Annotated in this window: 23 protein-coding genes; 4 read left to right on the forward strand and 19 right to left on the reverse strand. The window is 37.1% G+C overall.

Annotated elements, in window-relative coordinates; translation table 11 throughout:
• The 13 genes from JOD14_RS10955 to JOD14_RS11015 form a co-directional block, all read right to left on the reverse strand.
• Positions 1 to 228: hypothetical protein (locus JOD14_RS10955; protein WP_204654835.1), on the reverse strand; the 228-nt coding region annotated here is incomplete at its 3' end.
• A 188-nt stretch (positions 229 to 416) separates the two neighbouring features.
• Entirely contained in the window at positions 417 to 932 is a 516-nt protein-coding gene (pssE, locus tag JOD14_RS10960; protein WP_204654836.1) for a PssE/Cps14G family polysaccharide biosynthesis glycosyltransferase, read from the reverse strand.
• Positions 929 to 1,381 carry a PssD/Cps14F family polysaccharide biosynthesis glycosyltransferase gene (pssD, locus tag JOD14_RS10965; RefSeq protein WP_204654837.1) on the reverse strand — a complete coding sequence of 151 codons (453 nt, stop codon included), beginning with the start codon at positions 1,379 to 1,381 and terminating at the stop codon, positions 929 to 931. The genes pssE and pssD overlap by 4 nt, the downstream gene beginning before the upstream one ends.
• 12 nt (positions 1,382 to 1,393) lie before the next feature.
• Entirely contained in the window at positions 1,394 to 2,404 is a 1,011-nt protein-coding gene (locus JOD14_RS10970) for an NAD-dependent epimerase (RefSeq protein ID WP_204654838.1), read from the reverse strand.
• Between the two features lie 25 nt (positions 2,405 to 2,429).
• Positions 2,430 to 3,071, reverse strand: coding sequence for a sugar transferase (locus JOD14_RS10975; protein WP_338031688.1), 642 nt, complete (start codon positions 3,069 to 3,071; stop codon positions 2,430 to 2,432).
• A 41-nt stretch (positions 3,072 to 3,112) separates the two neighbouring features.
• On the reverse strand, positions 3,113 to 3,880 hold the full coding sequence (locus tag JOD14_RS10980) for a tyrosine-protein phosphatase (protein ID WP_204654840.1): 768 nt from the start codon (positions 3,878 to 3,880) through the stop codon (positions 3,113 to 3,115).
• A 17-nt stretch (positions 3,881 to 3,897) separates the two neighbouring features.
• Entirely contained in the window at positions 3,898 to 4,587 is a 690-nt protein-coding gene (locus JOD14_RS10985) for a CpsD/CapB family tyrosine-protein kinase (RefSeq protein ID WP_204654841.1), read from the reverse strand.
• A gap of 14 nt (positions 4,588 to 4,601) precedes the next feature.
• Complete coding sequence (locus JOD14_RS10990) at positions 4,602 to 5,387, reverse strand: YveK family protein (protein ID WP_204654842.1); 786 nt, start codon at positions 5,385 to 5,387, stop codon at positions 4,602 to 4,604.
• 46 nt (positions 5,388 to 5,433) lie between these two features.
• On the reverse strand, positions 5,434 to 6,498 hold the full coding sequence (locus JOD14_RS10995; protein WP_204654843.1) for a hypothetical protein: 1,065 nt from the start codon (positions 6,496 to 6,498) through the stop codon (positions 5,434 to 5,436).
• 41 nt (positions 6,499 to 6,539) lie between these two features.
• Complete coding sequence (locus tag JOD14_RS11000) at positions 6,540 to 7,310, reverse strand: hypothetical protein (RefSeq protein WP_204654844.1); 771 nt, start codon at positions 7,308 to 7,310, stop codon at positions 6,540 to 6,542.
• Between the two features lie 386 nt (positions 7,311 to 7,696).
• Positions 7,697 to 8,398, reverse strand: coding sequence for a glucosamine-6-phosphate deaminase (locus JOD14_RS11005; protein WP_204654845.1), 702 nt, complete (start codon positions 8,396 to 8,398; stop codon positions 7,697 to 7,699).
• A gap of 66 nt (positions 8,399 to 8,464) precedes the next feature.
• Positions 8,465 to 10,144, reverse strand: coding sequence for a ribonuclease J (locus JOD14_RS11010; RefSeq protein WP_204654846.1), 1,680 nt, complete (start codon positions 10,142 to 10,144; stop codon positions 8,465 to 8,467).
• 549 nt (positions 10,145 to 10,693) lie between these two features.
• Complete coding sequence (locus tag JOD14_RS11015) at positions 10,694 to 11,743, reverse strand: aspartate-semialdehyde dehydrogenase (protein WP_204654847.1); 1,050 nt, start codon at positions 11,741 to 11,743, stop codon at positions 10,694 to 10,696.
• Positions 11,744 to 12,050: 307 nt separating this feature from the next.
• On the opposite strand from JOD14_RS11015, the gene JOD14_RS11020 reads away from it, so the two are divergent.
• Positions 12,051 to 13,310, forward strand: coding sequence for an Abi family protein (locus JOD14_RS11020; RefSeq protein WP_204654848.1), 1,260 nt, complete (start codon positions 12,051 to 12,053; stop codon positions 13,308 to 13,310).
• 426 nt (positions 13,311 to 13,736) lie between these two features.
• Here the strand turns inward: JOD14_RS11020 and JOD14_RS11025 are convergent, their stop codons facing one another.
• From JOD14_RS11025 to JOD14_RS11050, 6 genes are all read right to left on the reverse strand, one after another.
• Complete coding sequence (locus JOD14_RS11025) at positions 13,737 to 14,504, reverse strand: ATP-binding protein (RefSeq protein WP_204654849.1); 768 nt, start codon at positions 14,502 to 14,504, stop codon at positions 13,737 to 13,739.
• Positions 14,497 to 16,044, reverse strand: a complete 1,548-nt coding sequence (istA, locus tag JOD14_RS11030; RefSeq protein WP_204654850.1) for an IS21 family transposase — start codon at positions 16,042 to 16,044, stop codon at positions 14,497 to 14,499. The genes JOD14_RS11025 and istA overlap by 8 nt, the downstream gene beginning before the upstream one ends.
• A 261-nt stretch (positions 16,045 to 16,305) precedes the next feature.
• Positions 16,306 to 16,923, reverse strand: coding sequence for a PIN domain-containing protein (locus JOD14_RS11035; RefSeq protein WP_204654851.1), 618 nt, complete (start codon positions 16,921 to 16,923; stop codon positions 16,306 to 16,308).
• Positions 16,916 to 17,617 carry an ImmA/IrrE family metallo-endopeptidase gene (locus JOD14_RS11040; protein WP_204654852.1) on the reverse strand — a complete coding sequence of 234 codons (702 nt, stop codon included), beginning with the start codon at positions 17,615 to 17,617 and terminating at the stop codon, positions 16,916 to 16,918. The genes JOD14_RS11035 and JOD14_RS11040 overlap by 8 nt, the downstream gene beginning before the upstream one ends.
• Positions 17,595 to 17,942 carry a helix-turn-helix domain-containing protein gene (locus JOD14_RS11045; protein WP_204654853.1) on the reverse strand — a complete coding sequence of 116 codons (348 nt, stop codon included), beginning with the start codon at positions 17,940 to 17,942 and terminating at the stop codon, positions 17,595 to 17,597. Before JOD14_RS11045 ends, JOD14_RS11040 begins: the two co-directional genes overlap by 23 nt.
• A gap of 1,245 nt (positions 17,943 to 19,187) precedes the next feature.
• Entirely contained in the window at positions 19,188 to 20,954 is a 1,767-nt protein-coding gene (locus JOD14_RS11050) for a glycoside hydrolase family 13 protein (protein ID WP_204654854.1), read from the reverse strand.
• Positions 20,955 to 21,239: 285 nt separating this feature from the next.
• Here JOD14_RS11050 and JOD14_RS11055 point away from each other — a divergent pair, with 285 nt between their 5' ends.
• The 3 genes from JOD14_RS11055 (at position 21,240) to JOD14_RS11065 (ending at position 24,823) form a co-directional block, all read left to right on the forward strand.
• Positions 21,240 to 22,502: an extracellular solute-binding protein gene (locus tag JOD14_RS11055; protein WP_204654855.1), complete on the forward strand. Its 1,263-nt coding sequence runs from the start codon at positions 21,240 to 21,242 to the stop codon at positions 22,500 to 22,502.
• Between the two features lie 95 nt (positions 22,503 to 22,597).
• Positions 22,598 to 23,947: a carbohydrate ABC transporter permease gene (locus JOD14_RS11060; protein WP_204654856.1), complete on the forward strand. Its 1,350-nt coding sequence runs from the start codon at positions 22,598 to 22,600 to the stop codon at positions 23,945 to 23,947.
• A 3-nt stretch (positions 23,948 to 23,950) separates the two neighbouring features.
• Entirely contained in the window at positions 23,951 to 24,823 is an 873-nt protein-coding gene (locus tag JOD14_RS11065) for a sugar ABC transporter permease (RefSeq protein ID WP_204654857.1), read from the forward strand.
• Positions 24,824 to 25,372: the final 549 nt, after the last annotated feature.

The raw sequence follows: 25,372 nt of genomic DNA on the forward strand, positions 1-25,372 counted from the left end.
GTGGCCGCTAGATTTGTTCATCACGCAAGAAATATTCAAATTAAACTTGCGACCTCGCATGTTTTTCAGAACAGTTTTTGGAAAATAATGAGGAATATTCAGCAGATGCGGTTGTATTCCTACTAGTAAAATGACCTTCTCCCTATAAAAAAAAATCGTTTTTAGCACCAAGGGGGGAGTCTGTCTATTTTTGGCCATTCTACGTAGAAATTTTTCTTTACTACTCAATTTTCTTGTATCTTTTCTCTATTTTCTTTTAAAAGTTTTATTTTTTCATGTTCAAGGGTCAAAACGAGTCATTTTGACCCTTGGATTGTTCTTTTTCTATAAGTATGAATAATTCAAGATATAATTAGTCATTTATAAATATACAAAAAAATTTTCACATTATATATTTGGTTTAATAACACTCTTTATCATCTTCTCTTAAATTTATCCGTGTTCCACGTTTGCTGGATAAAGGCATCTATTTCATTAACTAACATCATAGGTTCATTATTACTCCAAGGTTTTAATTTAATCTTATTCGTTATGAGTTTTTGGTATACCTCCGAAAGTTCACTTAAATTAATTACAGGAGCTACATATCCGTTATTACCAAAGGCTTTATTGATTGATATTTGGTGATTATCAATATGCTCTCCATATTCATGAAGACGAGTAACTGCAATGACTTTTTTCTTAGAATTTAAAGCTCTCATAATACTTCCTGAAGCCCCATGTGAAATTACGATATCTGATAAATCAATCTTTTCTTGAAACTCCTCTTGAGAAATGTATTCAACAAATTGATAGTTTTTGGGTTTATAAGTAGAGGTTCCAATTTGAGCAAAAATTTCTTCTTTAATAACACCTTTTTCTACTAACTCATCTAATTCTTTAAATAAACGGTTAAAAGGATATTTCCTTACCCCGACTGTTACAAATATCAATATAGCACCCCTTTAAATATTGCTTTACTGTAATATTTCTTCATTGATTCCCACTGCACAAAAAATAAATCTGAATGTTTCTCCATCATCTTACCAGCTACTGTTGGTTCGTCAGCTCTCCCAAATGTTTCAATAAAAATGAATTTTTTCTTAAAGATTATTGATAATAAATAAAATGGATATGCCACCATTGTCCCAGTAGTTATAATATAATCTGGTTTTTCTTTAAACCAGATTTTAAAAGCTATTATTGTATTAAATAGCATTTTAAATATCATTAATTTATCCTTTAAATCAGTCATATGCATATAGTGGTCAGCTTTATTATCAACTGAACTTTTCTCAGTAACTAATACCCCACCATACTTATCTAACAACGGTTGTAATTTTTTTATCTGCTCGAAATGTCCCCCAGTTGATGAAACTAATAAAATATTTGGTTGTCTCATAAATTTTCCTACCTATCCAATTTTATAGTAACTTTTATACCAATTAACAAACTTGCCAATTCCCTCATCAATTGTTGTTTTAGGTTTAAATTGAATTGCTTTTTCCAAATCTACCACATCAGCATAAGTAGCTTCCACATCTCCTGGTTGCATTCCCAAAAATTCTTTTGTTGCTGTCATCCCTAGATATTTTTCAATCGTTTCAACAAAATCTAATAATTTAACTGGTGAGTTATTCCCAATATTATAAATTTTATACGGTGCCCAACTTTCAGACGTAGAATTGACTTCTTCATTCCATTTTGAATTTCTTTTAGGAGCCTTTGGAATTAATCGAATAATTCCTTCGACAACATCATCTACATAAGTAAAATCCCTCATCATGTTTCCTTGGTTAAACACCTGAATTGTTTCATTATTAATAATCTTATTAGTAAAAGAGAAATAAGCCATATCGGGTCGCCCCATCGGTCCATAGACGGTGAAAAATCTTAATCCTGTTGTGGGTATACCATACAAATGACTATATGTATGAGCCATTAACTCATTTGATTTTTTAGTAGCTGCATAAAGAGATACTGGATGATCCACATTGTCATCAGTAGAGAATGGTGTTTTCTTATTTCCCCCATAAACAGAGGAAGATGAGGCATAAATTAAATGTTCTACAGGGAAATGACGCGCACCTTCTAAAATATTCATAGTTCCAGTAATATTTGAATCAATGTAAGCAAACGGATTTTCAATAGAATATCGAACTCCGGCCTGTGCACCTAAATGAACTACTAAATCGAATTTTTCATTTTCAAATAAAGAATGGACTTTCTCTTTATCTGCTAAATCCATTTTTATAAATTTAAAATTCTTTTTAACATCTAACAATTTTAATCTTTCTTTTTTTAGAGAAACATCATAATAATCATTAAGATTATCAATACCAATAATTTCATAAGTATCATTAAGCAACATTGCTAGGCGAGCTCCGATAAATCCAGCAGCACCAGTAATTAATATTTTTTTCATTTAAGATTTCCCCTATGCAATAAATTTAAAAAGCTCCATTCGGTTTCAACATCACAACTATTGTCTTCACCATAATTTCTATATCTCTAACAAATCCAATATTTTCAATATAAGTTAAATCCAACGAGACCATCTCATCAAATCCTACTTCATTGCGTCCGCTAATTTGCCATAAACCAGTGCATCCCGGCTTTATTAATAATCGTTGTTTATCATACATCGTATATTTTTCAACTTCTCGATTCAAGGGTGGCCTTGGACCAACTAAACTCATTTCCCCTTTAATGACATTCCATAGTTGTGGCAATTCATCGATACTTGTTTTCCGGATAAATTTCCCAACTCTCGTAATTCTTGGATCATCTTTCATTTTGAACATTGCGCCTTCAACTTCATTTAATTTCAGCAATGCTTCAAGTTTCTCCTCCGCATCCACACACATCGAACGAAATTTATACATTTTAAACGGGGTTTCGTTTTTTCCAATTCTTGTTTGAGAAAAGAAAATAGGCCCTCGTGGTTCTTCTATTTTCATTAACAGAGCAACAATCAAGAACAAAGGGGAGAGTAAAATTAATCCTACCACACTACCAACTATATCGACGATTCTTTTAACAAAAAAGAAAGCTTGTTTACTAGCTATTTTCTCTTTTAATTGAACCCCTATGTTCTCCTTATTGACACTTTCTCTTGCCACTTTCTCTCCCCCTAAAACAACCCAAATTTTTTCTTTTTCTTACTTTCGATCACTGCTGGATAATTCACTGGATCCCCATTGACTAAATCTTTGGCGACTTGTTGCATCTGCTCTACCTTCTCTTGGCCGTAAAGTTGCCCAATCATTTCATAAGCTTCCTTTAAATAAAAAGTCCGTTTATTGATACCGTGTGCATCCGAAGCCACCATTTGAACCAGATTTCTTTCAACCATTAATTGGGCGGTTTTTTGAATATTCTTGCCAAAAATTCCAACGATACTTGGTGCCGTTAACTGAGCCAGACAACCCATTTCTAAATAGGGTAATAGTAAATCAGGCTCTTCACGAAATTTGGCATTTCTTTCTGGATGGACGATGACGGGAACAATACCTTTCGTGCGTAGTTCAAAAAAAAGTTTTTCGCTATACGTTGGCACGTCAATTGTTGGAAATTCAAGTAATAAATAGGTGTTCTCAAGATCGGTGAACAATAAGCGATCGTTTTCTAAATCCGCCATTAATTCCCCGGTGACACGGACTTCTTGGCCTTCAAGTAAGGTTAAAGGCAATTTTCGTTGATCAATTTCTGTTTGTAAAGCAAGAACAGCTTCAATGACTGCTTGCTTTTCATTTTCATACCGACCATTGTTATGGTGTGGCGTACATAAAAGATGGGTGATGCCTTGGCTAATGGCATAACGTACCATGTCCAAGCTTTCTTCCAAATTTTCTGGGCCATCGTCAACTGCTGGTAATAAATGACAATGCAAATCAATCATTGAAGCTCACTTCTTTCTTAATAGTAATAATAACCTTGGTCTTTTGTTTGAGTTGCCCCATTATAAACAGTGCCTAAGACATGGGCGTTGACTAATTTTAATAAATCTTTGGCTTTCATTAGTGACTCTTTATTGGTCACATTTTCACGTACGACCAGTAATGTACCATCGACTTTTGAAGCCATAATTTGCGCATCGGTTACGGTTACGACTGGTGGCATATCAAAGATAATAATATCAAAATAATTTTTTAACTCTTGAATGACTTGGTTCATTCGCTGAGAGCCAAGTAACTCAGATGGGTTTGGTGGTTTTGGTCCACTCGTTAAGATGCTTAAATTATCGACAACGGTTGGTTGAATTGCTTCGTTCACTTCTTTGGTGGTACTTAGCAAGGTACTTAAGCCAACGGTATTGTTTAATTGGAACGTTTTATAAACGGTTGGTTTACGCATATCCGCATCTACTAGTAAGACGCGTTGACCAGATTTAGCAAAGACAACGGCTAAGTTCGCTGACGTGGTTGATTTTCCTTCGACAGGGCCGGATGAAGTGACAACCATTGTTTGTAAACGACGATCGACGGATGAAGCGAATTGAATATTCGTTCGGATCGTTCGATACTGCTCGGATACGGGAGAACTTGGATCGGTTAAGGTAATTAAGCCAACCGCTTTTGTTTGGGTTTCTTTATGTTTTTTTGACATGTTGTTCTCCTTTTCTAGACTCTTGCCCTGCTACGGCGCATTGGTTCGTCTTCTTTTTTTGTTGGTTTTGGTGCAATTGGTTTCATTGCTTTTTGCGTAATTTTGGCATTGATTTCTTTGGCGCTCATTTGTGGCACGGTTCCTAAGACGGTTAATTCTAATGTTTCGGTCACAAAGCGTGGATCTTTCACTGTTCGGTCAAAGAGTTCTAAGACAAAGGCAAAACCAACCCCTACCATCATGCCTAAAATTAAGCCAATTGCTAAGTTTAATTTATTATTTGGTGAAACAGGTTTTGGACTAGCTACCGCTCCTGAAACAATCGTGATTTTGTCGACGTTCGTTAAAATGTCTTTCACCGTTTCTTGGAAGACTTCTGCCGTCACGTTGGCAATGGCTTGCGCGGTATTGGCATTGTCCGTTGTCGCTTGAATTGAAAACATTTGTGAGTTTTGTGCTTGGACGACTTGCAAGGCATTTTTGATTTGCGCCGGTGTCATTTTAATTTGATATTCACTACTTAGACGGCTTTGAACTTCTTGGGCTTGTGCGTCTCCTTGTAAAATAATATCTTTATAAGTATTTAACATTTGTAAGTTAAAGTTAATATCATTGACGTTACTTGTTTCCGTCTGAGGGAGTGAGACAATTAATTGGGCACGTGAACTATATTGTGGGGTAATCACAAAAAAGGTCGCTACTCCGGCTAAAGCGAGGCCGACAAAAGTGCTCATTAAAATTGTTGTCACGTGTTTGCGCAAAATATCAAATATCTCTTTTAAACTAATTGTTTCTTCCATGATGTGCTCCTTAATCTATTGAAAGCCGAAACTTTCTTTTTACATTTTATGGTTGTGAGGCAGCCGTACCAGAATCGGGTGTTTCTTCTGGTTCTGGTGTTGGTTCTGGACTTGGCTCTGGATCCGGCGTTGGTTCCGGTTCCGGTGTTGGTTCTGGCTCTGGTGTCGGCTCTGGCTCTGGTGTTGGTGTTTGTCCCCCTGTTCCGGTACCCGTCCCACTCCCAGGATTATTTGGCTGGGTCGGAATATTCGGCGTTGGAATGGATGGGTTTAGATTTTGATTGTTATTGTTATTGTTTGTCTCAAAATCATCGGTATTGTTATCGGTCGTCGTGTCTTCGGTTACTTGGTTTTGTTGATTGAGCAGGGCTGTTTGTAGTTCCGCTAAACTTGTTTGGAACTGCGCTTGCCAATCTTCACTTGGTAATTGTTTGACCCGAGCGACGATTTGTTCGTAATTACTTTGGGTTAAGCTTTCTGGTGCGTTTAAAGCTTGTTTCATTTGGGCTTTGATTGCTTCGATTTCTTCCCACTGTTTTTGTGCTAAGTGATAGTAAGCAAAAGCATTTTCTTGCCACTGGTTTTCTTTTTTATAGTAAGAAAGGTTTTCTTTGACTTCAATTAATTGGTCTTTGCTCACTTCTAGTCCTAATACAAGTTGGTCATTAACCGTTTGGATGGCTACGTTTGGTTCGGTGAAAAGTGTCGCTAATTGACTTTGAATCTTCAATTGTAATAAAATTTGAGTCAATTGTTGATTCACGGCGAGGCGATTTTCTGTAAACGCGTCAAATTCTTTTTTGGCGTCGGCTTTGGTTAACCCTTTTTCTTCAGAGAAATCTTTTAAGCGTTCGACGGTTGTTTTTAACTTCGCCATTTCTTCACTTGTGACTGCTGGTTTTAAAAAGCCAGCTGCTTCATCAAGATAAGCCGCCTCTAATTGACGTTTTATTTTGGTCAACTTTGTTTGTTCACTTTGAATTTGTTGGACTAGCGGCGTTGTTTCGCTAGCCACTTGATCTTTGGTCCCTTTTAGACCGATAAAGATCACGGCAAGCGCGACAAAAGCACTCACAACAACGAGTAGCCATTTAATTGATTGTTTCGGCAATGGAACGCCTCCTTCTTATCAAATTAGTAACCATATTGATTTTAGTACAAACCAATTTGAGTGGCAATTGCATCGACGGCTTGTTTCAACTGGGCGCGCCAACTGTTGCTTGCGATTTGGTTCACTTGATAATCTAACTCAAGATAATTGCCATAAGTCGCTGCATCGGTTACCTGCCCGTCAACGAGCATGGTATCTACGAATGCTTGGACGTTCGCGACTGTTTCCAGTTGCTCTTGGGCTAAATCTAAATAGCTTGTCATATTTTGCTGCCACTGGTCTTCAGGGATACGCGTTACGTCTTCTTGGACTTCTTTTAACTGTTCAAGCGTTACGGTATCATTGATTGCCGCGTTCGTTTCGACGGTTTGCCAATCCAAGGTCTCTGCTTCAAAGAACGTTCGTATCGCTTCTTCTATGCGGAGTTTACTCACTAAGACTTGGTGTTGATTTTTCAAGTCGTCTTTTTTAGTTGCAAAGGTCAGACTTTCTTTTGGTAAATCATTTACCTCAACTGAGAAATCAGCTGCTGAAACTTTTAATTGATTAATCTCAGTTTCGATTTTATCTAATTCTTCTAAGGTCAGATCTGGCCTTAAAAAAGCAGTATTCGCTGAAAGAAGCGTTGCATTCAGGCTTGCTTGTATTTTATCGATTTGCTCGGCTTGGTTCTTGATGCTACTCATTGCTTGAGCGACTCTTTGATCGTATTGGTCTTGACGACTCTTTTGATAACCAACGACATTAATCCCAATCGCTAAGCCAGCAACAACGATTAGCCCTAAACTTTTCATTATTCGTTTTTTACTCAATCGATTGCCCATCTTCCAAAAATGACGCTCACTAAATTTGCGATTCTCGTCACATTCTTGGATAAACGGTACGAACCTCCTTTACTGATTTATTTTTATTCTATCTTTTTTCAAATTCATGGAAATGTTTATCAAATTGTGAAATTTTCTTGAAAAAATCTTTAAAAAAAGACTAACTGACATAATTATACATAAAACCAACCTTAATTAACAGTCTATTTCAAATAAAAACTGATTTTTTCGCAATATTTCATGGTATTGTTATTGTTTTGCAGAAACTATTTGCGATAAGTTTCAAATACAATAAAGTTGCATTCTTTTTTCCGAACATTTTTTTATAAACAAAAAACTTTGAAGACAAATGCTTCAAAGTTTTTTCAGCTAAATTAAAGTTGGCTGGCAGCTGCTTCATCCACAATAATCGTTACATCCGGATGATTTTGTAAAATACTTGCAGGAACATCCGTTGTAACCGGACCGTTCACGGTGTTGGCAATTGCTTCGGCTTTGGCTGTTCCAAAGGCTAAAAGGATAATTTTTTTGCCTTGCATAATTGAGCCAATTCCCATTGAAATCGCCGTCGTTGGCACGTCTTCTACTTTTTCGAAGTTGCGTTTGTTCGCATTGATCGTTGATTCTGTTAATTCAACGACGGATGTTTTCGCATCAAATGGTGTCCCTGGTTCGTTAAAACCAATGTGCGCGTTTTCGCCAATCCCTAAAATTTGGATATCAATTGGGTTTGCGGCAATGATTTCTTCGTAGTGGGCACACTCAGCTGCTAAGTCTTCTGCTTTGCCGTTTGGTACGTAAGTTGCTTTAAAAGGCTTTTGATTGAATAAATGTTGGTTCATGAAGTAGCGGTAGCTTTGATCGTTATCGCCCGCTAAACCAACGTACTCATCTAAGTTAACGGACACGCAATTTGAAAAATCTAGGTCACTTGCGGTCATTTCTTTGTATAAGGTTTCTGGTGTACTTCCTGTTGCTAGACCAAATACGTTTGCACCATTTGCTAAGCCTTCTTTGATCAGTTCAAAAGCTTTTTTGCCGCCTTCTTCTGCGTTTGCCACTCGAATAATATTCATTTTGTTACTCCCCTTTTTGCTATAATCTTTTGGTATTGTAACACTTAAAATCGCTTTCTTCAATGCTTATCGGCGACGATTACGCTGACTTGCTTCCATAATAACGGGCATAATAACCGGGCGACGTTTCGTTTGATCAAACAAGAAACGACTCAGTTGATCCCGAATGTCTTGTTTTAATTTTGCCCATTCAAAATCGTCTTCGTGTAAATGTTTTTCAACAATTTCAGCCACCATCTCGCTACCTTCACGTAACAAGTCGCGGTTGGCTTTGACGTATACAAAGCCACGAGTGGTGATTTGCGGTTTGGCAACAATCTTCTTCTCACGACGACTAATCGTTACGACTGCAACAAACACCCCGTCTTCTGATAAAATCTTGCGGTCTTTTAAGACGATATTCCCAATATCACCAACGCCAATCCCATCGACCATCACGTTGTCTGCCGGAACGGAACTCGCCATGCGCAACTCGCCTTTCGTGTATTCTAAAATATCGCCACGAGCTGGGATAAAGATGTTTTGTTTTGGAATCCCAACTTCTTCGGCTAATTTCGCATGCGCCGATAACAGACGGTACTCTCCTTGAATCGGGATAACATATCTCGGTTTCATTAAATTCATCATTAATTGTAAATCAGCCGGACTCGCATGACCTGATACACGGTAATTGTCTGAAATACTCCGAACAACCCCACCTGCTCGATAAATAATGTCTTCGGTTTTGGCCATGACCGTCTCCATCGCAATCGTCGGCGTCGTCGCAATGTACGCTAAGTCGCCATCTTTCACATGAATCGTCCGGTGCGTTCCGTTAGCCATTTTTTGCAACGACTTAATCGGTTCACCCATGCGGCCCGTTTCTAAAATCAAAATTTCTTCATCGCTGTAGTTAGCCATTTCTTTTAATGTAATCAATAGGTCTTCTGCTGGTAAGGTTAAGCGGCCTAATTTCATCGCCGTCTTAATAATCCGACCAAAATCTTGGCCCGTTAATACAACTTTCCGATTGGAACGGTGCGCGGCGTTTAATATTTGTTGCACGCGTTGTAAATTACTCGCCACACAAGCTGCAATGATCCGCCCTTCCCAGTAACGAATGTTGTCATACACTTCATCGGCAATTTGCAACTCTGAAGCGACCGTCGTTGGGTTTTCCGCATTGCTTGACGTACTTAACAAAGCAAACACGCCTTCTTTGCCGATCTCAGCTAGACGAGCAAAATCCGTTTGGTACATCGGAATCGCACTTTGGTCAAATTTAAAATCACCGGTATAAACAATATTGCCTTCGTTTGTTTTTAGCGTAATCCCCACTGCATCAGGAATCGAGTGCGTTGTTGGAAAGAAACTAACAACCGTTGAACCAAAATCGATTTCTGAATGCGTATCAATTACATGGAACTCTTTAAACTTCTTAGTCGGCTCATAACGACGCACGACTAATTTAGCCAGCTCAATCGTTAGTTCGGTACCAAAAACAGGCACTTCAAACTTTTCAAGCAAGTACGGTAAGCCACCAATGGCATCCGCGTGTCCGTGGGTGACAAAAATCCCTGCCACTCGGTCCGCATTGGCTTCTAAATACGTAAAGTCAGGAATCACCGTGTCAATTCCTAACAACTCATTTTCTGGGTAACGTAACCCACAGTCTAAGACAAAGATATCTTCATCTACTTCCACAATGTAGAGATTTTTTCCGTTTTCTCTCACACCACTTAAAGGAATAATTTTTATTGAACTCAAATTGTTCACCTCTTAAATATATTTTCTCTTCCTATAATTAAATATTGCTAATTCAACCGCCAATCTCCACGTCCGAGCTCGAACACTGGCTTCCCCCTTTTAAGTTGTGGGAAGTCAAAATTCCAGCCATTCGTTTCATTATGCGGTTTTTATGATAAAAACAAAACATCATTTTTCCCATCACGTTTTATTATACACGAAAATCTTGAGAAAATCTTCTGGGGAATCATTCTTGTTTTGGTTTTTTGTGGTGGGCGGTTGTTGTTTTTTTTGGTAAGCAACCCCTATTTAACAAGAGAACATGAAGTGATTTAAAAAAAAGAGTGCTGTATACCAATTAATCAACCGTCTAAATTTGTTATTATAATAAGAAAGGCGAGGAAGATAGCATTCACCAAATCAAACCATTCGTTGTATTTTTGTTTACACGTCATCATGCAGACGCAATCTTAGATGGTGAACTGGATTTAAAAATTTAAGAAGTGTTTTTCTCTTATACAAACAATCCCCGAATTACCTTTTATCGTAATTCGGGGATTGTTTTTGATTTTAAAGTAAATTTAGTTCAACCATTTTTTCAGCGATTTGAACGGTATTTAGTGCAGCACCTTTTAGTAAGTTGTCTGATACAACCCATAAATGGAAGCCTTTTGTCGGGTTGTCGACATCTGGGCGAATGCGTCCAACGAAGGTTGTGCCTTGGTCGATGGCGTCAATGGCTTGTGGGTACAATTGTTGGCTTGGGTCATCAACAAGTGTTACACCTGGCGCATCGGCTAATAACAAACGAATTTGTGCCAGTGAAGTTTCTTCTTTTGTCTCAATATAAATTGACTCAGAATGGCCATTAATAACTGGGATTCTGACACAGGTTGCGCTAACTTTTAAAGTTTCGTCGTTCATGATTTTTTTCGTTTCGTTCATCATTTTCCATTCTTCTAATGTATAGCCGTCTTCACCGAACACGTCGATTTGAGGCAAGGCATTAAAAGCAATTGGGAAATGTTTTTCATCGGAACCACATGGTAAAACTTCAGCGGTTAATTCATTTAAAGGGGTGCCATTTACGTATTCGCGGATTTGATTTTCTAATTCCGCAATCCCTTTGGCACCAGACCCTGAAACCGCTTGGTAGGTCGAAACAATGATTTTATCTAGTCCAACCGCTTGGCGAATTGGTTCTAACGCGACCATCATTTGAATGGTTGAGCAATTTGGATTGGCAATGATGCCGTTATGCTCACTTAAACTCGTTGGATTGACTTCTGGTACAACTAACGGCACCGTTGGATCCATGCGGTAATGGCTCGTGTTGTCAATAACGACTGCCCCGCGTTTGACTGCTTCAGGTGCAAAGGTTGCTGAAATACTGCCACCCGCACTAAATAAAGCAACGTCAACACCTTCAAAAGAGTCTGCTGTTAATTCTTCAATGATTAAATCTTCGCCTTTAAAAGGAATGATTTTCCCTGCAGAACGTTTTGAAGCAAGAACTTTCACACTTTCAATTGGAAAAGTCGTGGTTTCTAAAAGTTCCACCATTTTTGTTCCAACGGCGCCTGTTGCCCCTACGACTGCGACATGATATTTTTTTGTCATTTTAGCCTCTCCTTTGATTCTTAAACTTTTTTCATCATTCTATCATAATTTTGAAATAAATCTAGTCTTATCCGTTGATTTTAAGCTATTTGGGCTAAAAAAGTGATGCATTTCTTCTTTTTTAGACTATATTGTTCGGGATTGGCTTGGAATTTGTAAATAAAAAGGCTATAAGATATGTATCATCTGTTAGATAACCACTATGTAAATGAAACGATTACACTTTTTCATAAAATTATATTGCCTTTTTTGTTGTATATTATTTATGATAATTACTAAATAACACTGAAATGGATGGGTTGAACTTATGGCTAGAGAAAAAGAATTCTCTACTCTAAATCGTCAAGTAGAGATTCAGCAATCAAGAAATTTAAAAATTGATGATACAGAAACAGCAAAGAAAATATTTGCTACTAAAAACTATTTCAATATAATTAATGGCTTTGAAACTCTCATCTTGAATGATCAAATCCCAGAAAAAGTATATTCAAACAGAAAAAATATAAAAGATTTTTACAGAGCCTATCAGCTAGACAAAGACATTTCAGAACAACTGTTTCTTCAGATTGCTAATGTTGAGACCGAATTAAAAACAAGAATTGCCTATTATTTCTGTAAAAAATATTGTAACGACGGTATTAGCGATAATTTAAAATATGAAGACATCAATTGTTATACAATTCCTAATTCTTCACACGGAAGTCCCAGATACACTTCTTATTTCTATAATACTAGAACAAATAACAGAACGCAGGTTAGAGAAATAAATCCTAAAAATACACACAAACTTTTTTCAAATCACGCAATTAATATTCGTACCCATCAACTTACTTTTGTAGGTGATATTAGTCAAAATAAAAATAACCAAAATCATTATTTTTTAAAAGGAAGATTCACGGGAACCATCAAAGGGATAAAAGCAAATGAATTCGGAGGGACTTTTTCAATAGACCTTAATACCAATTCAAATCTTACATTGACACCTGGAAGCAATTTAACCCTTCAACTATCTAATATTACTGGGAAATTGTTAAAATTATCTTACAGCGACTTTTGCAAAATTAAATATCCATATATTTCTAGTTACAAGTCCCCCCCGTTCTGGGTAATTATTAATACTTTAATGTTAAATGATTTAATTGTTTTGTTTCATGGATTAAATAATGATATTCAAAATAATATCGTGAGGGATATGGGAGATTTTGATATAAACAATGGCGGAAAAGAAGAATTTATCTGCGCTTTGGAAATATTGATAGATTTACGTAATTTAACAGCTCACTATGGATTAGTTACGAGATATCGCACACCAAGAAACTTAAGTATTGTCACCACCTTAAAACAAAGACTTAATTTACAGCCTAAATCAAATAATAAAGTCATTCGCTTTTATGACGTTATAAAAATTCTATCAACATTTCATTCTTTCTCAAATTCTAAAATTCGAAAAAAAGTAATATACTATATCAACTTTAATAAGCTATTGTTTAAAAATGATATTAATGAGCGTTTTTATCGAAGAATTGGAGCGCAAAAATTATCGCCTTGGTTACAAATGAAAAAATAATTGATTAAATTAAATATACATGGTATTATAAATACACATCAAAACGAGAGCCACGACGGCGTGTGTACTTTTGACAGAGGTGCACTAAAGTCCTAAAAGGAAGAGATGAATGTCTCTTCCTTTTTGTGTGCATATAATATATCAATATTTGAGATAGCTTTCATAAAAGATTTGTCGAACAAATTCATAGTTGCTTCCTCTCATTATTTAAGTGTTTTCACTAATGGTTCGTCTTTCTAAAATATTTTGGATATTTCGGCTAGACAAACCATGTTGCACGGAAGATAAAACCACTTTGCACGGACAAGAAACCAGTGGTCACGGAAGCAACACACTGGCCTCAATTTTTAATAATATAGTTGATAAATCACTTTATCGTGCCTATTGAAGCATTCTATCTCACTATCTAAAGGGACATTCTCCAATTTAGTTAGAGAAAGCATGTCTTTTTCTCATAGAAATCGCCCCATCAACAAAAAGGTCGTACTTATTATGGACAATTCGATCTAGGATTGCCTCAGCTACCGTGCTGTCTTGATTTTCACCTCTATTACAGTCTAAACGGAAATACCAATCTTCTATATCAAATTGTGAGCAGATGATAAATGCCCCCTTTCGGTAACAAGCATCAATTATTTCTAATAATTCATAGGACTCTTCCGCCGGTAATGGTCGAAGTAACCATTCATCTATAATTAAAAGGTCTAACTTTGTATAGGCCAATTTTACTTTTTCGTAAGTTCCGATATTTTTAGAAACAGTAAGCTCACTTAAAAGATCAGGCAATCGCATGTATTTTACCTTCAAGTATTTTCGACAAGCTGCATTGCCTAGGGCATTAGCAATATACGTTTTTCCAGCACCAGTAGCGCCTCGTAGGACAACATGATGATTTTCTTTAATATAGTCACAGGTTGCCAAGCGAAGAATTTGTCCTTGATCCAATCGACGGTCAGGATGATACTCGATATTTTCAATACAGGCAGAAGGGTCAGAGAAATGTGCAGCCTTCATTCTTCTAGTTAAAAGATTATTATTTCGCTGGTCTTTTTCAGCCTCGACAAGTCTTCCTAAACGATCTTCGAAACCTAAGTTTTTATAAATATGAGGTGTTTCTAATTGAGACTGTAATTCTGTAGCCATACCGTTAAGGCGCAACTCTCGTAATATTTGAACAGTCGGTTGATTAAGCATTTACGTCACCTTCTTTTTGAAATTGTTTTGATCCACGAGTAATTCCTGGACTTGAGTTTATTAAATTCGATGTCTTAGATATATTCGAAGGTGGCAAATCCTTAAGTAGGAGACTGATTGATCGGATAGAAGGTGTTTCATTAAACGAGAGGCATTCCAAGCAGACTTGTTCAATCTTATCTTTTGAATATTTTTTCGACAAGCTCATCAAGCTCACACAGGGTTTATATCCTTGTTCAGGGGCCAGTCCTGCAGATAAAAAAGACTGCACAACACGTTCTGTATTCGGTCCAATGGAAGTCCCCCATTTAATAAAATCTGCTTTATCATAGGCTAAATATTTTTGATGCTTCATAGGCATGTGCTCTTTTTTTACAATAGGATCTTTTACTTGATGGTTTAGTCGAATGTGAGAAGCGACACGGGCTCCATGAAAAAGAATTTCAACCATCTCTCGTGTGGTACGAATATCAACGGTTTCTCCAATGAGGTTGTAAGGGACAGAATAATGATTGCGTCCATCACTAACGATATAAGCGGAAGAGACTTTTGCTTTTGACCAAGTAGCAAGTTCAAAGGGCGTCGAAGGTAGCGGTTGGAGAAACGCCTTTTCTTCTTGAATAAAAGCACTCTTTCTAGAACCTTCACGTTTTTGGAATGGTTGATTATTTAACTCAATCAATCGTTCTTTTACGGCTATTTTCGCATCATTTAGGGATAGGAACGTCTGATTACGCAAAGCAGCAAGAATCCAAGTAGAAGCGAATTTTACAGACCCTTCAACTGCACTTTTATCCTTCGGAGCTTTAACTCTAGCAGGAACAATAGCCGTATCATAATAGCTAGCTAGTTCGCTATAGCTTTTATTAATGATTGTTTCTAAGCGAGTATTTTTTGTAATCCCAGTACGAAGATTATCGGGAATCAATAGTCTTGGAACGCCTTCAAAGAAGCTATAGGCATTTGTATGGCAAGCTAGCCAATTTTCGGTTTTCATGTCCGAACAAAGTTCGACATAAACATAGCCACTACATGGGAGCGTCGCTACAAATAAATATCCTTCTGTTTGAATGCCAGTATAGGAGTCAGTGATTGTTAAAGTACCACCAGCCCAATCAACCATCATTGCATCACCTGGTTTATGATGAATACGCATCGTTGCCTTGTTCTTTCCCGCCCAAGAACGGTAGTGTTCACAAAATTGGGTATACATATAAGGAATCTCGTTGCTTAATCGACATTTTGCTTGATACTCTTTCCAAAGTAACGATAAATTAACACCTTTTCTAGAGAGTTCAGAATGAATCCAGTCAAAATCCGGCTCTTTGTATTGTTTTATTTTCTCCTTTCTTTCTGGATAAAGCTGTTCATACAGCTTTTCATTAGTGATCGCGTCATCTAGTGGCCAAGTAGCCCCATTCTTTTCAAACCGAGATAGCACCTCTCTGATTGTGCTTCGAGAACTGTGAAGGCTATTCGCGATTTCAGTAATGTTATAACCTAAACTTCTCAATCTCATGATTTCTCGATAATTCAGCATAATTATCGACCTCCTAAAAGTAGTCACACTAAAATGTGTGCCGCTTTCATTATAAAGGGAAAAGTGAAGGTGGTCTCTTAGCCGAGACAAATGGTTTTATATTCCGTGATAAATGGTTTTTGTCCCCGTGCAAACTGGTTTGTTGTTCCGAAATATCCAATTTGATAGAAAACTCAAAATCATCTAGCAAATAGAGTTAATACTAGCATTAACATCGTTACAAAATAAAAAAGAACTCCCACTGATTTTAACGGAAATCCTTTAACTATTATTATCGACTAAATATTTTTCTATTTTCGAAAAAATTTCGACTCCTATAGAAGCTTTACAAAATTTTTTGTATTGGCTTCTAGTACATATATTTCTTTCAATTAATTGATTACCAAGCTTTAATATGTCATGGACCTTAATCGATTCATCAGGAAGCTCTTCTATACCATGTGATATCTTCAAGTCGTATTTATCAATAACTTTCTCAAAATCAGAATCTTGGCTAGTTATTAGGGGGATTTCTAGTAATTGACACCCGGCCAAAATAGCAATGTCTCCACTATCCGTAGTATTTTTTTCTTCTCTTTCTTCTTGAAATTCTTTAAATTGAATTCTGATTTGATTAAAAATTTCCATATAAATATCATATTGATCTTCCGTCAAACAATCTTCATCTTCTGGATTAAATAGTTCCCATTTTCGAGAATTTTCCAGCTTATCTTGATAGAACTTTTTAACATTTTCTAGTTTCAATTCTTCCAGAACTTCTTTATGAATGTAAATAGTGTCATATAATTGTTCCAACCACTCATCTACTGCATACTTTCTAAAATCATTCATATAAAACAGGATGTTAGCATCGATGAATGTTTTTAATCCTTCACTCACTATCAGCCACCATCCTTTGTTGCTCAAAATGATTTTTTAGATTTTCCAATTTTCTAAATGCCTTCTTATAAGTTGGTTGATCTAATTCTGATAAACTTAGTAAAACATTCTTTCTCAACAATTGAAGCTCTTGTTCAAGTGTTTTTAAATAAGGATTTCTAGATTCAATTTGGATTAATTTTAGATTCTTATCGATATCTACCGTTGAAATTTCTAATTCTTTATATCGTTTATACATTGCTTCATAGGGAACTTGCGATAAATCAGCTAAAGCAAAAAAAACCTCTAAAGAATTATATCCTGATCTTTTTAGAGATCGGTATTTTTCAAAGACTACATTTTCAGGTAACAAAATATTAGCAGCAAAATGGTCTGCAGCTCTCTCGGCTTCTACCGCGCTCGCCAATTGCTCAATTTTATCGTCTAAATGATAGATTTCATGGGCGATTGTAAATTTTTGCAATCTCAAGTTAAAATTCGAATTAATAAAGATAAAATTTAGACCTTGTTTTGACGCGCTAAAACCTTCTGCTTCCCAGTCATCGATTGTGTCATAAATTAGATGAATTCTTTTCAGTTCGATTATAGACTCAATCGTTGGGCCGATAAAATCAGTAACACTAAATTCACTTAAGAAAAGGATAGCCTGTTCTCTTGCAACTCTATGGATTTCATTTTGAAGTGAATTGTTCATTTTCGTAGATTCCTTTCAAGCGAATATAGTCATCCATCTGTATCTTAACATTGGCTATTTTGCTGCGAGCTAACCGAGATTTGAATTCTCCTCTAGTTCTAATTACATAGTCTTCTTCTGCATCAACAGTCGAATTCAATAGTTCTTCTAACGATATAGATAAAGCTTCTGAAAATTTAATAATTAAATCTTTATTTAACACTCTATCTCCACTTAATAGCATTGAAACATAGCTTCGAGAGATAGCCATTTTATTAGCTAAATATTCATGTGATAAATTTTTGTCAGCAATAACTTGTTTGATTCGTTCTAGAATGTTATTCATTTTATCTCACCTCTTACAATAAGTATAAGGCAAACTGTCACACTTGTCACTATTCTTTTGTGACATATTAAAATAGTTAATATTTACTTAATGTCTACCGATTAAATAAAAAACATTGAAACAGCGGCATTTGAACTCAATTTTTTTTATAACAAGTGCGAAATTTTTAACGACAGAATACGGAAAATCGCACACTTTTTATCAATGTTCGAGGCTTTAATGTATCACCCACAAATTTACACGTAACTTACTTTTGAAAATTTTAACCAACTAGCTAGCTTAAAAATGAATTCTGAAATCATTGGATTAAAAAAGCGGGTCGTATTCCTTGGGCAGAGCTAAAAAAGGAATATACTAAAAAATTCCTTAATAAAAAAACAATGTTGCATAATTTTTACGAATGGCTTTGGGTACCTTACTAATTCAAAAAGAACATGGTTTCAGTGATGAAGAAACCGTTATGTATCTATTGTTGATTCATCTATACGAGCGAACCGAAGAGAATCATTGGCGCCGGAGCCGTGTTAAATGATTCGATGTGAATTACGGAAGCTTGGTGCTTTAGCAACTAGCTCTCCGTTTGAAGCTCGAAAGCTGAGAGACTACAGGAAAAATGAACAACGTTTCGCTGACGCTCAACCTTGTCCCGCATCCGTAACTCACTAGCGTTCGAACGGCTTCGTCATCACGGCCACCTAAGCCAATGAATTCTCGTAGGTGAGCGGCGCTTACAAAATAAATTGGGCACGTTGTGAATATTTGGCAATTATTCAGTAGGCATTACTTAAAAAATCACACTAATGTTGCATGAAAATATTTTAGAATGTCCTGAAATATCGTTTTTTCGGAAATAAATCAAAAGAATTCGAACATTTTCATAGCTGCTCCCTCTCATTATTTAAGTGTTTTCACTAATGGTTCGTCTTTCTAAAATATTTGATAGATAGCTCAAAATATTCCAGCAAGCAGAGTAAATGCTAGAGGTTATTTGGCATCGTTCAGCCGTCAGTAGTCTGAACAGCAACTCTCAAAAAACTTGACAAATACTCAGAAATGCTATTGTTTGTGAAGCTAGTGAAAAAAGGCTATAATACGGGTAAGAGGAATTTTGGGGAAGATTCTTCACAACGTGTTTTACGCAGGGAGAATGCATCTTTTTTATAGATGCATTCTTCCTTTTTTATTACTAGTCTTTTTGATAAAGCCAAGGGAAAAAACCGCAAAGTTTTTTGCGGTTTTTTTGTTTTATTTTTCAATTCGTGTAAGTACAAAGCCTTTTGGTGCGATTGTTAGTTGCTCTTTTGTTTGTGTACTTAAATTTTCTAGTAATACTTCGCCTGGTAGGCTGGTGACAAGTGGGGCTTCGCCGGTGTTGAATACGCCTCGAATAATTTGGTTATCTAAGTGTCGTTCAAAAATAATCGTGCCTGAATCGGCTTGGACTTGTTTCCAGTGGACGGCGCCTTCTGATAAAATTTTTGCGTTGTTTTTGCGGGTCGCGATTAGTTTTTTGGTAAAGTCTAATAAGGCGTGGTCTTGTTTTTTTGTATCCCAAACCATGCATTTGCGACAATCGGGGTCATTCGCACCGGTCATACCGATTTCATCGCCATAATACAGACAGGGTACGCCTGGTTGGATGTAGGTGAAGGCCATGACTTGTTTCATTAAGTCTTTTTCTTCCTTGGTTTCGGTCAACAAGCGCGCGGTATCGTGTGAATCAAGAACGTTGAACTGCATTTGATTGGTTTGGTCGCGGTATAACATTAATTGGTTATTTATTTCTGAGACCATTTTCGTCAAACCAATTTCTTCTTTGACAAAATAACCTAAAATCGCATCGGTATAAGCATAGTTCATGACTGCATGAAACTCATCGCCTTGTAGCCAACTTTGTGAAGAATGCCAAATTTCGCCTAAAATATAAAAATCGTCTTTGGCCGCGTCACACGTTTGGCGGAATTTCTTCCAAAACGCATGGTCGACTTCATTGGCAACGTCTAAACGCCACGCATCGATATCGTATTCTTCAATCCAAAACTTCGCAATGTTTAACAAATGGGCTTGCACTTCTGGATTCGCCGTGTTTAATTTGGGCATATGCGGGGTAAAGGCGAATACATCATAGGTCAAATCATTGGCGTCTTCAAAGTCTTTGCCTGGTGTATATGTGGCTGGGAATTCGCGCACATAAAACCAATCGGCGTATTTTGATTTTTCACCATTTTTTAATACGTCTTGCCACTGTGGTGAGGTATCACCCATATGGTTAAAGACGGCATCCAGCATCACTTTTATGCCGCGTTGGTGACATTCTTTGACGAGTTTTTTGAATAAAGCACCGTCACCAAAGGCGGGATCAATTTTCAAATAGTCAATTGTATCGTATTTATGGTTCGATTCGGCCTCAAATATCGGACAGAAATACAATCCGTTAATGCCTAAATCTTCAATATAATCTAAGTGATCCAGCACGCCTTGCAAATCACCGCCAAAGAAATCTTGGCGCTCGGGATCGCGACTGCCCCATGGCAAGGTTCCTTTTGGATCATTACTCGGGTCGCCATTGGCAAAACGTTCGGGGAAAATTTGGTACCAGACGGTTTCTTTCACCCAATTCGGTGTTTTAAAACGGTCAATTTCTTGAAAATAAGGCATGCGGAAGTAATTATTCGGCATCGCTAAATATTTGGTCTCATAAGGATAAATGCCATGATCGCCATAAAAAGCTTGCAGCCCATCGACGCCTTCTACAACAAAACCATAAGACAAGCGCTTCGTTAAGGACGTCGTGGCAATAAACCAATAGTCATATAGATCGGTGGATAAAATCTTTTTCATCGGTTGACTTTTTTCGTACCATTTTTTATCGACTTGATACGGGTCCCCCGCTAGTAGCGACACTTTGGCAATGTCGTCTTTTGCCGTGCGCAAGCGTAAATGCAAAGTATCGGCATCATAGAGGTAGGCAAATTCACTTTCTGGTCGGTGGTAGATAGCTGGTGTGTTCATTAGTTCGCTCCTTTTAATTTTTCCTTATTATGCCACATTCTTCATTTTAAAGCAATGATTTTCGCAACCGGTTGCATTAAGATAGATTTTGTACTTCCTTATTTAAAACACGGTAAAACCGGCTATTTAAAGTTACTTATAGTGGATACTCATTGATTTATACTTGGTTTTTATATTTATTTATTTAAAATAATAAAATATTCTACCGAAAAATACTTGACTATTGTTGCAATCGGTTGCATAATTGCATTGTAACGAATTATTAATTAGACGGAGGGTTCAAAAATGAAGGGAAATTGGAAAAAATATCTAACAAGTGGTTTAATTTTAAGTGCTTCAACTGTTTTACTTGCTGCGTGTGGCAATGGGAAGACAGACACCTCTGAGCCAAATACAGCGGGTGATGATTCAACAGAAGAAGTCAAAGTCGAAGGGAACGTTAAAGTTTGGATTGATACCGAGCATATCGATACTTTTAAAGGAATTGTTGCCGACTTTGAAAAAGAATACCCTGACGTAAAAGTTGAAATTGCCGCAGGAAGCTCAGCGGATGCGAAAAAAGACGTGGCCAAAGATCCAAAAGCAGCCGCCGACGTGTTCATGATGCCTCATGACCAACTTGGCCAAATGGCAGAAGCTGGTTTAATTTATCCAAATACGAAATACGCTGAAGAAGTAAAAGCCAATAACGTGGATTCCGCGATTGAAGGTGCGACTTGGGCAGGCGAACTTTACGGTTACCCTTATGGCGTTGAGTCTCAAATTCTTTACTACAACACTTCCACTTTAAGTGAAGACGATGTGAAAACTTGGACCGGCTTAACAAGCGCTGGTAAAATTGGAACAAACTTTGCAGAAGCTGGCGCAAACTATATCTTTGGCCCATTATTTATGAGTAACGGTTTGTACTTATATGGCGAATCTGGTGAAGATCCAGAAGGAACGAATTTCAATAGCGAACCTGGGGTTGAAGTCTTAAAATGGGTGGCCGCTCAAAAAAATAACCCTGGCGTGGTGCAATCTGGTGCAGAAGCTTTAGCAAACTTAGAATCTGGTGTAAGTGACGCCTTTCTTTCTGGCCCTTGGTCTAAAAACGATGTCGAAAAAGCATTAGGTGACAACATGGGCGTGGCCGCTTACCCTACGATTGACTTTGGTAATGGCGAAGTTCAAATGAAAGCCTTCTTAGGTGTTAAATTATTTGCGGTCAACCAACAAACAGAAGCGCCTCTAGCTGCGATGGCTTTAGCGAACTTCTTATCAAATGAAAGTTCTCAGCTCGTTGAATTTGAAAAAATGGGTGTCATCCCATCCAACAAAAACTTACAAAGCAATGAAGAGGTTCTTTCTGACGATGTTGCAAAAGCAGTAATGGAAATGTCTCAAACAACGCATTCTGTTGTTATGCCAAAAATTCCTGAGATGGTTTCTTTCTGGCCTGCTGTTGATGCCGTTCTTAACGATACTTACAAAGGCAACATTAAAGAAGCTGATTTCATGAGCAAACTGGATGCTTTAGTGAAAGATACAGCAAAAGTCTCAGAATAAGCAATACCTACTTTAAACGTGGTGGGGCGTGGCGTCACTCATAGGCGTCCCCTCACCGCTTTTTTTAAAACTAAAAGAAAGCGAGTCGTAAGGATATGTTTAAACGAAAAAAATACGAACAACATATTTCCTTTCTGGAATTATTCAAAAAAGGAGATATTGCTACCAAACTTTCCTTTTTTATCATGGGGTCTAGTAACCTCGCCAACAAACAATGGTTAAAAGGGGCGATCTTTCTTATTTCTCAAATTGCGTTCCTCTTTTGGCTTGTCTCAAACGGGATTCACGCTTTAAGCATGCTTGCGACTTTAGGTACGCAAGAACAAGGTTTAGTCATGGATAAGCGTTTAGGGATTCCAGTCTTACAAGAAGGCGACAACTCGATGTTACTGTTATTATTTGGCATTGCTGCTATTTTATTATGTGTTGTCTTGCTCGTCTTGTATGTTGTTAACCTAAAAAGTGCCCGTCATCTTTATGAATTAAAACAAGCCGGGAGAAAAGCACCGACAACGATGGAAGATTTACATAGTCTATTAGATGAGCGTTTCCATGCGACACTGATGACGATTCCACTACTGGGTGTGTTATTTTTCACCGTACTGCCTTTGCTTTATATGATTTCAATTGCTTTTACGAACTATGACCATAACCACTTGCCTCCTAAAAATTTATTTACGTGGGTTGGTTTGAAAAACTTTGGTAACGTCTTAAACGGAAAAATGGCTTCCACCTTCTTCCCTGTTTTAGGTTGGACTCTCGTTTGGGCGGTCTTAGCAACCGTTACTTGTTTCTTTTTTGGTGTGTTGCTTGCCCTTTTAATTAATACGAAAGGGTTAAAATTTAAAGGAATTTGGCGAACCATTTTTGTAGTTACACTGGCGGTTCCGCAATTTATTTCGTTATTAATTATGCGTAACTTATTAAATGGTGCCGGGCCAATTAATGCTACTTTAATTCGTTGGGGGCTCATTGACCAAGCGATTCCTTTTTTAACGGATCCTAACTGGGCAAAGATTACCGTAATTGTTGTCAATATGTGGATTGGGATTCCTGCGACGATGCTTGTTTCAACTGGTATTATCCAAAACTTACCGACCGATCAAATTGAAGCAGCCCGAATCGATGGGGCCAACGCGTTTCAAATTTTTAGAAACATTACCTTCCCGCAAATTTTATTTGTTATGACGCCGGCTTTGATTCAACAGTTTATCGGAAACATTAACAACTTTAACGTGATTTTCCTATTAACGGGCGGCGGACCAAACAATTCAAACTTTTACGGTGCAGGTTCAACCGACTTACTAGTGACTTGGTTGTATAACTTAACGGTTAATACGATGGACTACAACTTAGCATCGGTAATCGGTATTATTATCTTCATCTTATCCGCAACGTTTAGCTTAATTGCTTACACGCGCACGAATTCATTTAAGGAGGCGTAAATCATGGCCAAAGAACCAAAAATTAAAAGCTACAAGGCAAAACAACGCCTGACTTTAACTTCTTCTTATTCTATTCTTGGAGTCCTGTCTGTTGTTTGGCTTTTCCCAATCGTTTGGATTGTCTTAACGAGTTTTCGTGGTGAAGGAGGCGCCTTTGTTCCTTACATCATTCCCAAAACATTCACTTTAGAAAATTATCGAATTCTTCTATTAAACACAACGGGGAACTTCCCTTTTGTCCGCTGGTTTTTAAACACTTTATTCGTAGCGACGATTAGTTGTATTTTATCAACTTTCATTACGATTGCGATGGCTTACGCGCTTTCTCGTTTACGTTTTAAATTACGCAAACCATTTTTAAAAGTGGCATTAGTTCTAAACATGTTCCCTGGCTTTATGAGTATGATTGCGGTTTATTATATTTTAAAAGCTTTAAACTTAACCGAAACACTCTTTGCTTTAATCTTAGTCTATTCTTCAGGTGCAGCACTTGGGTTTTATATTGCAAAAGGTTTCTTTGATACGATTCCAATGGCGCTTGACGAATCAGCGATGATTGATGGTGCTAACAAATGGCAAATCTTTACTAAAATTACTTTGCCGTTATCAAAACCAATGATTGTTTATACTTCTTTAATGGCATTTATGGGGCCTTGGATGGATTTCATCTTCGCCAAAGTAATTATGGGAGATAAAATTAATAGTTACACGGTTGCCATCGGACTCTTTACAATGATGACTCGAACAACCGCCAACTCGTTATTCATGGCCTTTACTGCTGGTTGTGTAATTATCGCCATTCCAATTACGATTTTATTTATTGTGATGCAACGTTTTTACGTTGAAGGGGTTACTTCTGGTTCGGTTAAAGGATAACCACTTTATTATTTAAAAGCCTGAGAAATTAGAAATAATTTCTCAGGCTTTTTTACTTAATCCAAAATAGAGTGTTCTCCGTTAGCGTTAAGCGACGAGAGAAATCACTTATAAAAGCAGCCCCCCCCCCTTTTTAAATGATCACCATAAAACCATGTTTCATGTCGAAAATTCTACAATGCCAATCCCCCTTAAAAAAGGCGTTTAGAAGGTGTTCATTTGTTTTGGCGGCAATAAGGACTACGAAGCGAATCATACTTATAAACGTCTGCTTTTCGGCTTTAACTCTTATAAAACCAGGTGAGATTCTCGCTTTCTTTGCGAACAGATAAAACAGCATAAAGAGCAAGCAAAAAAGCAACTTGCTAGTAACACTTCCCCTCCATCCTAACCATTGATTTTATTTGACAAGGTAGCATAAAAAACCGATGAAACAACGACTTAACTGGCGTTGTTTGGGTCTATAATATTTGGTGTTGTTACTAAGAAATTGGTAAGAACACCCTTTTTCTTTCTATAACAAAAAAGCATCTGTTTCCCTTATAATTA

It is taken from the genome of Enterococcus lemanii, from assembly GCF_016909125.1.
Lineage (GTDB): Bacteria > Bacillota > Bacilli > Lactobacillales > Enterococcaceae > Enterococcus_I > Enterococcus_I lemanii.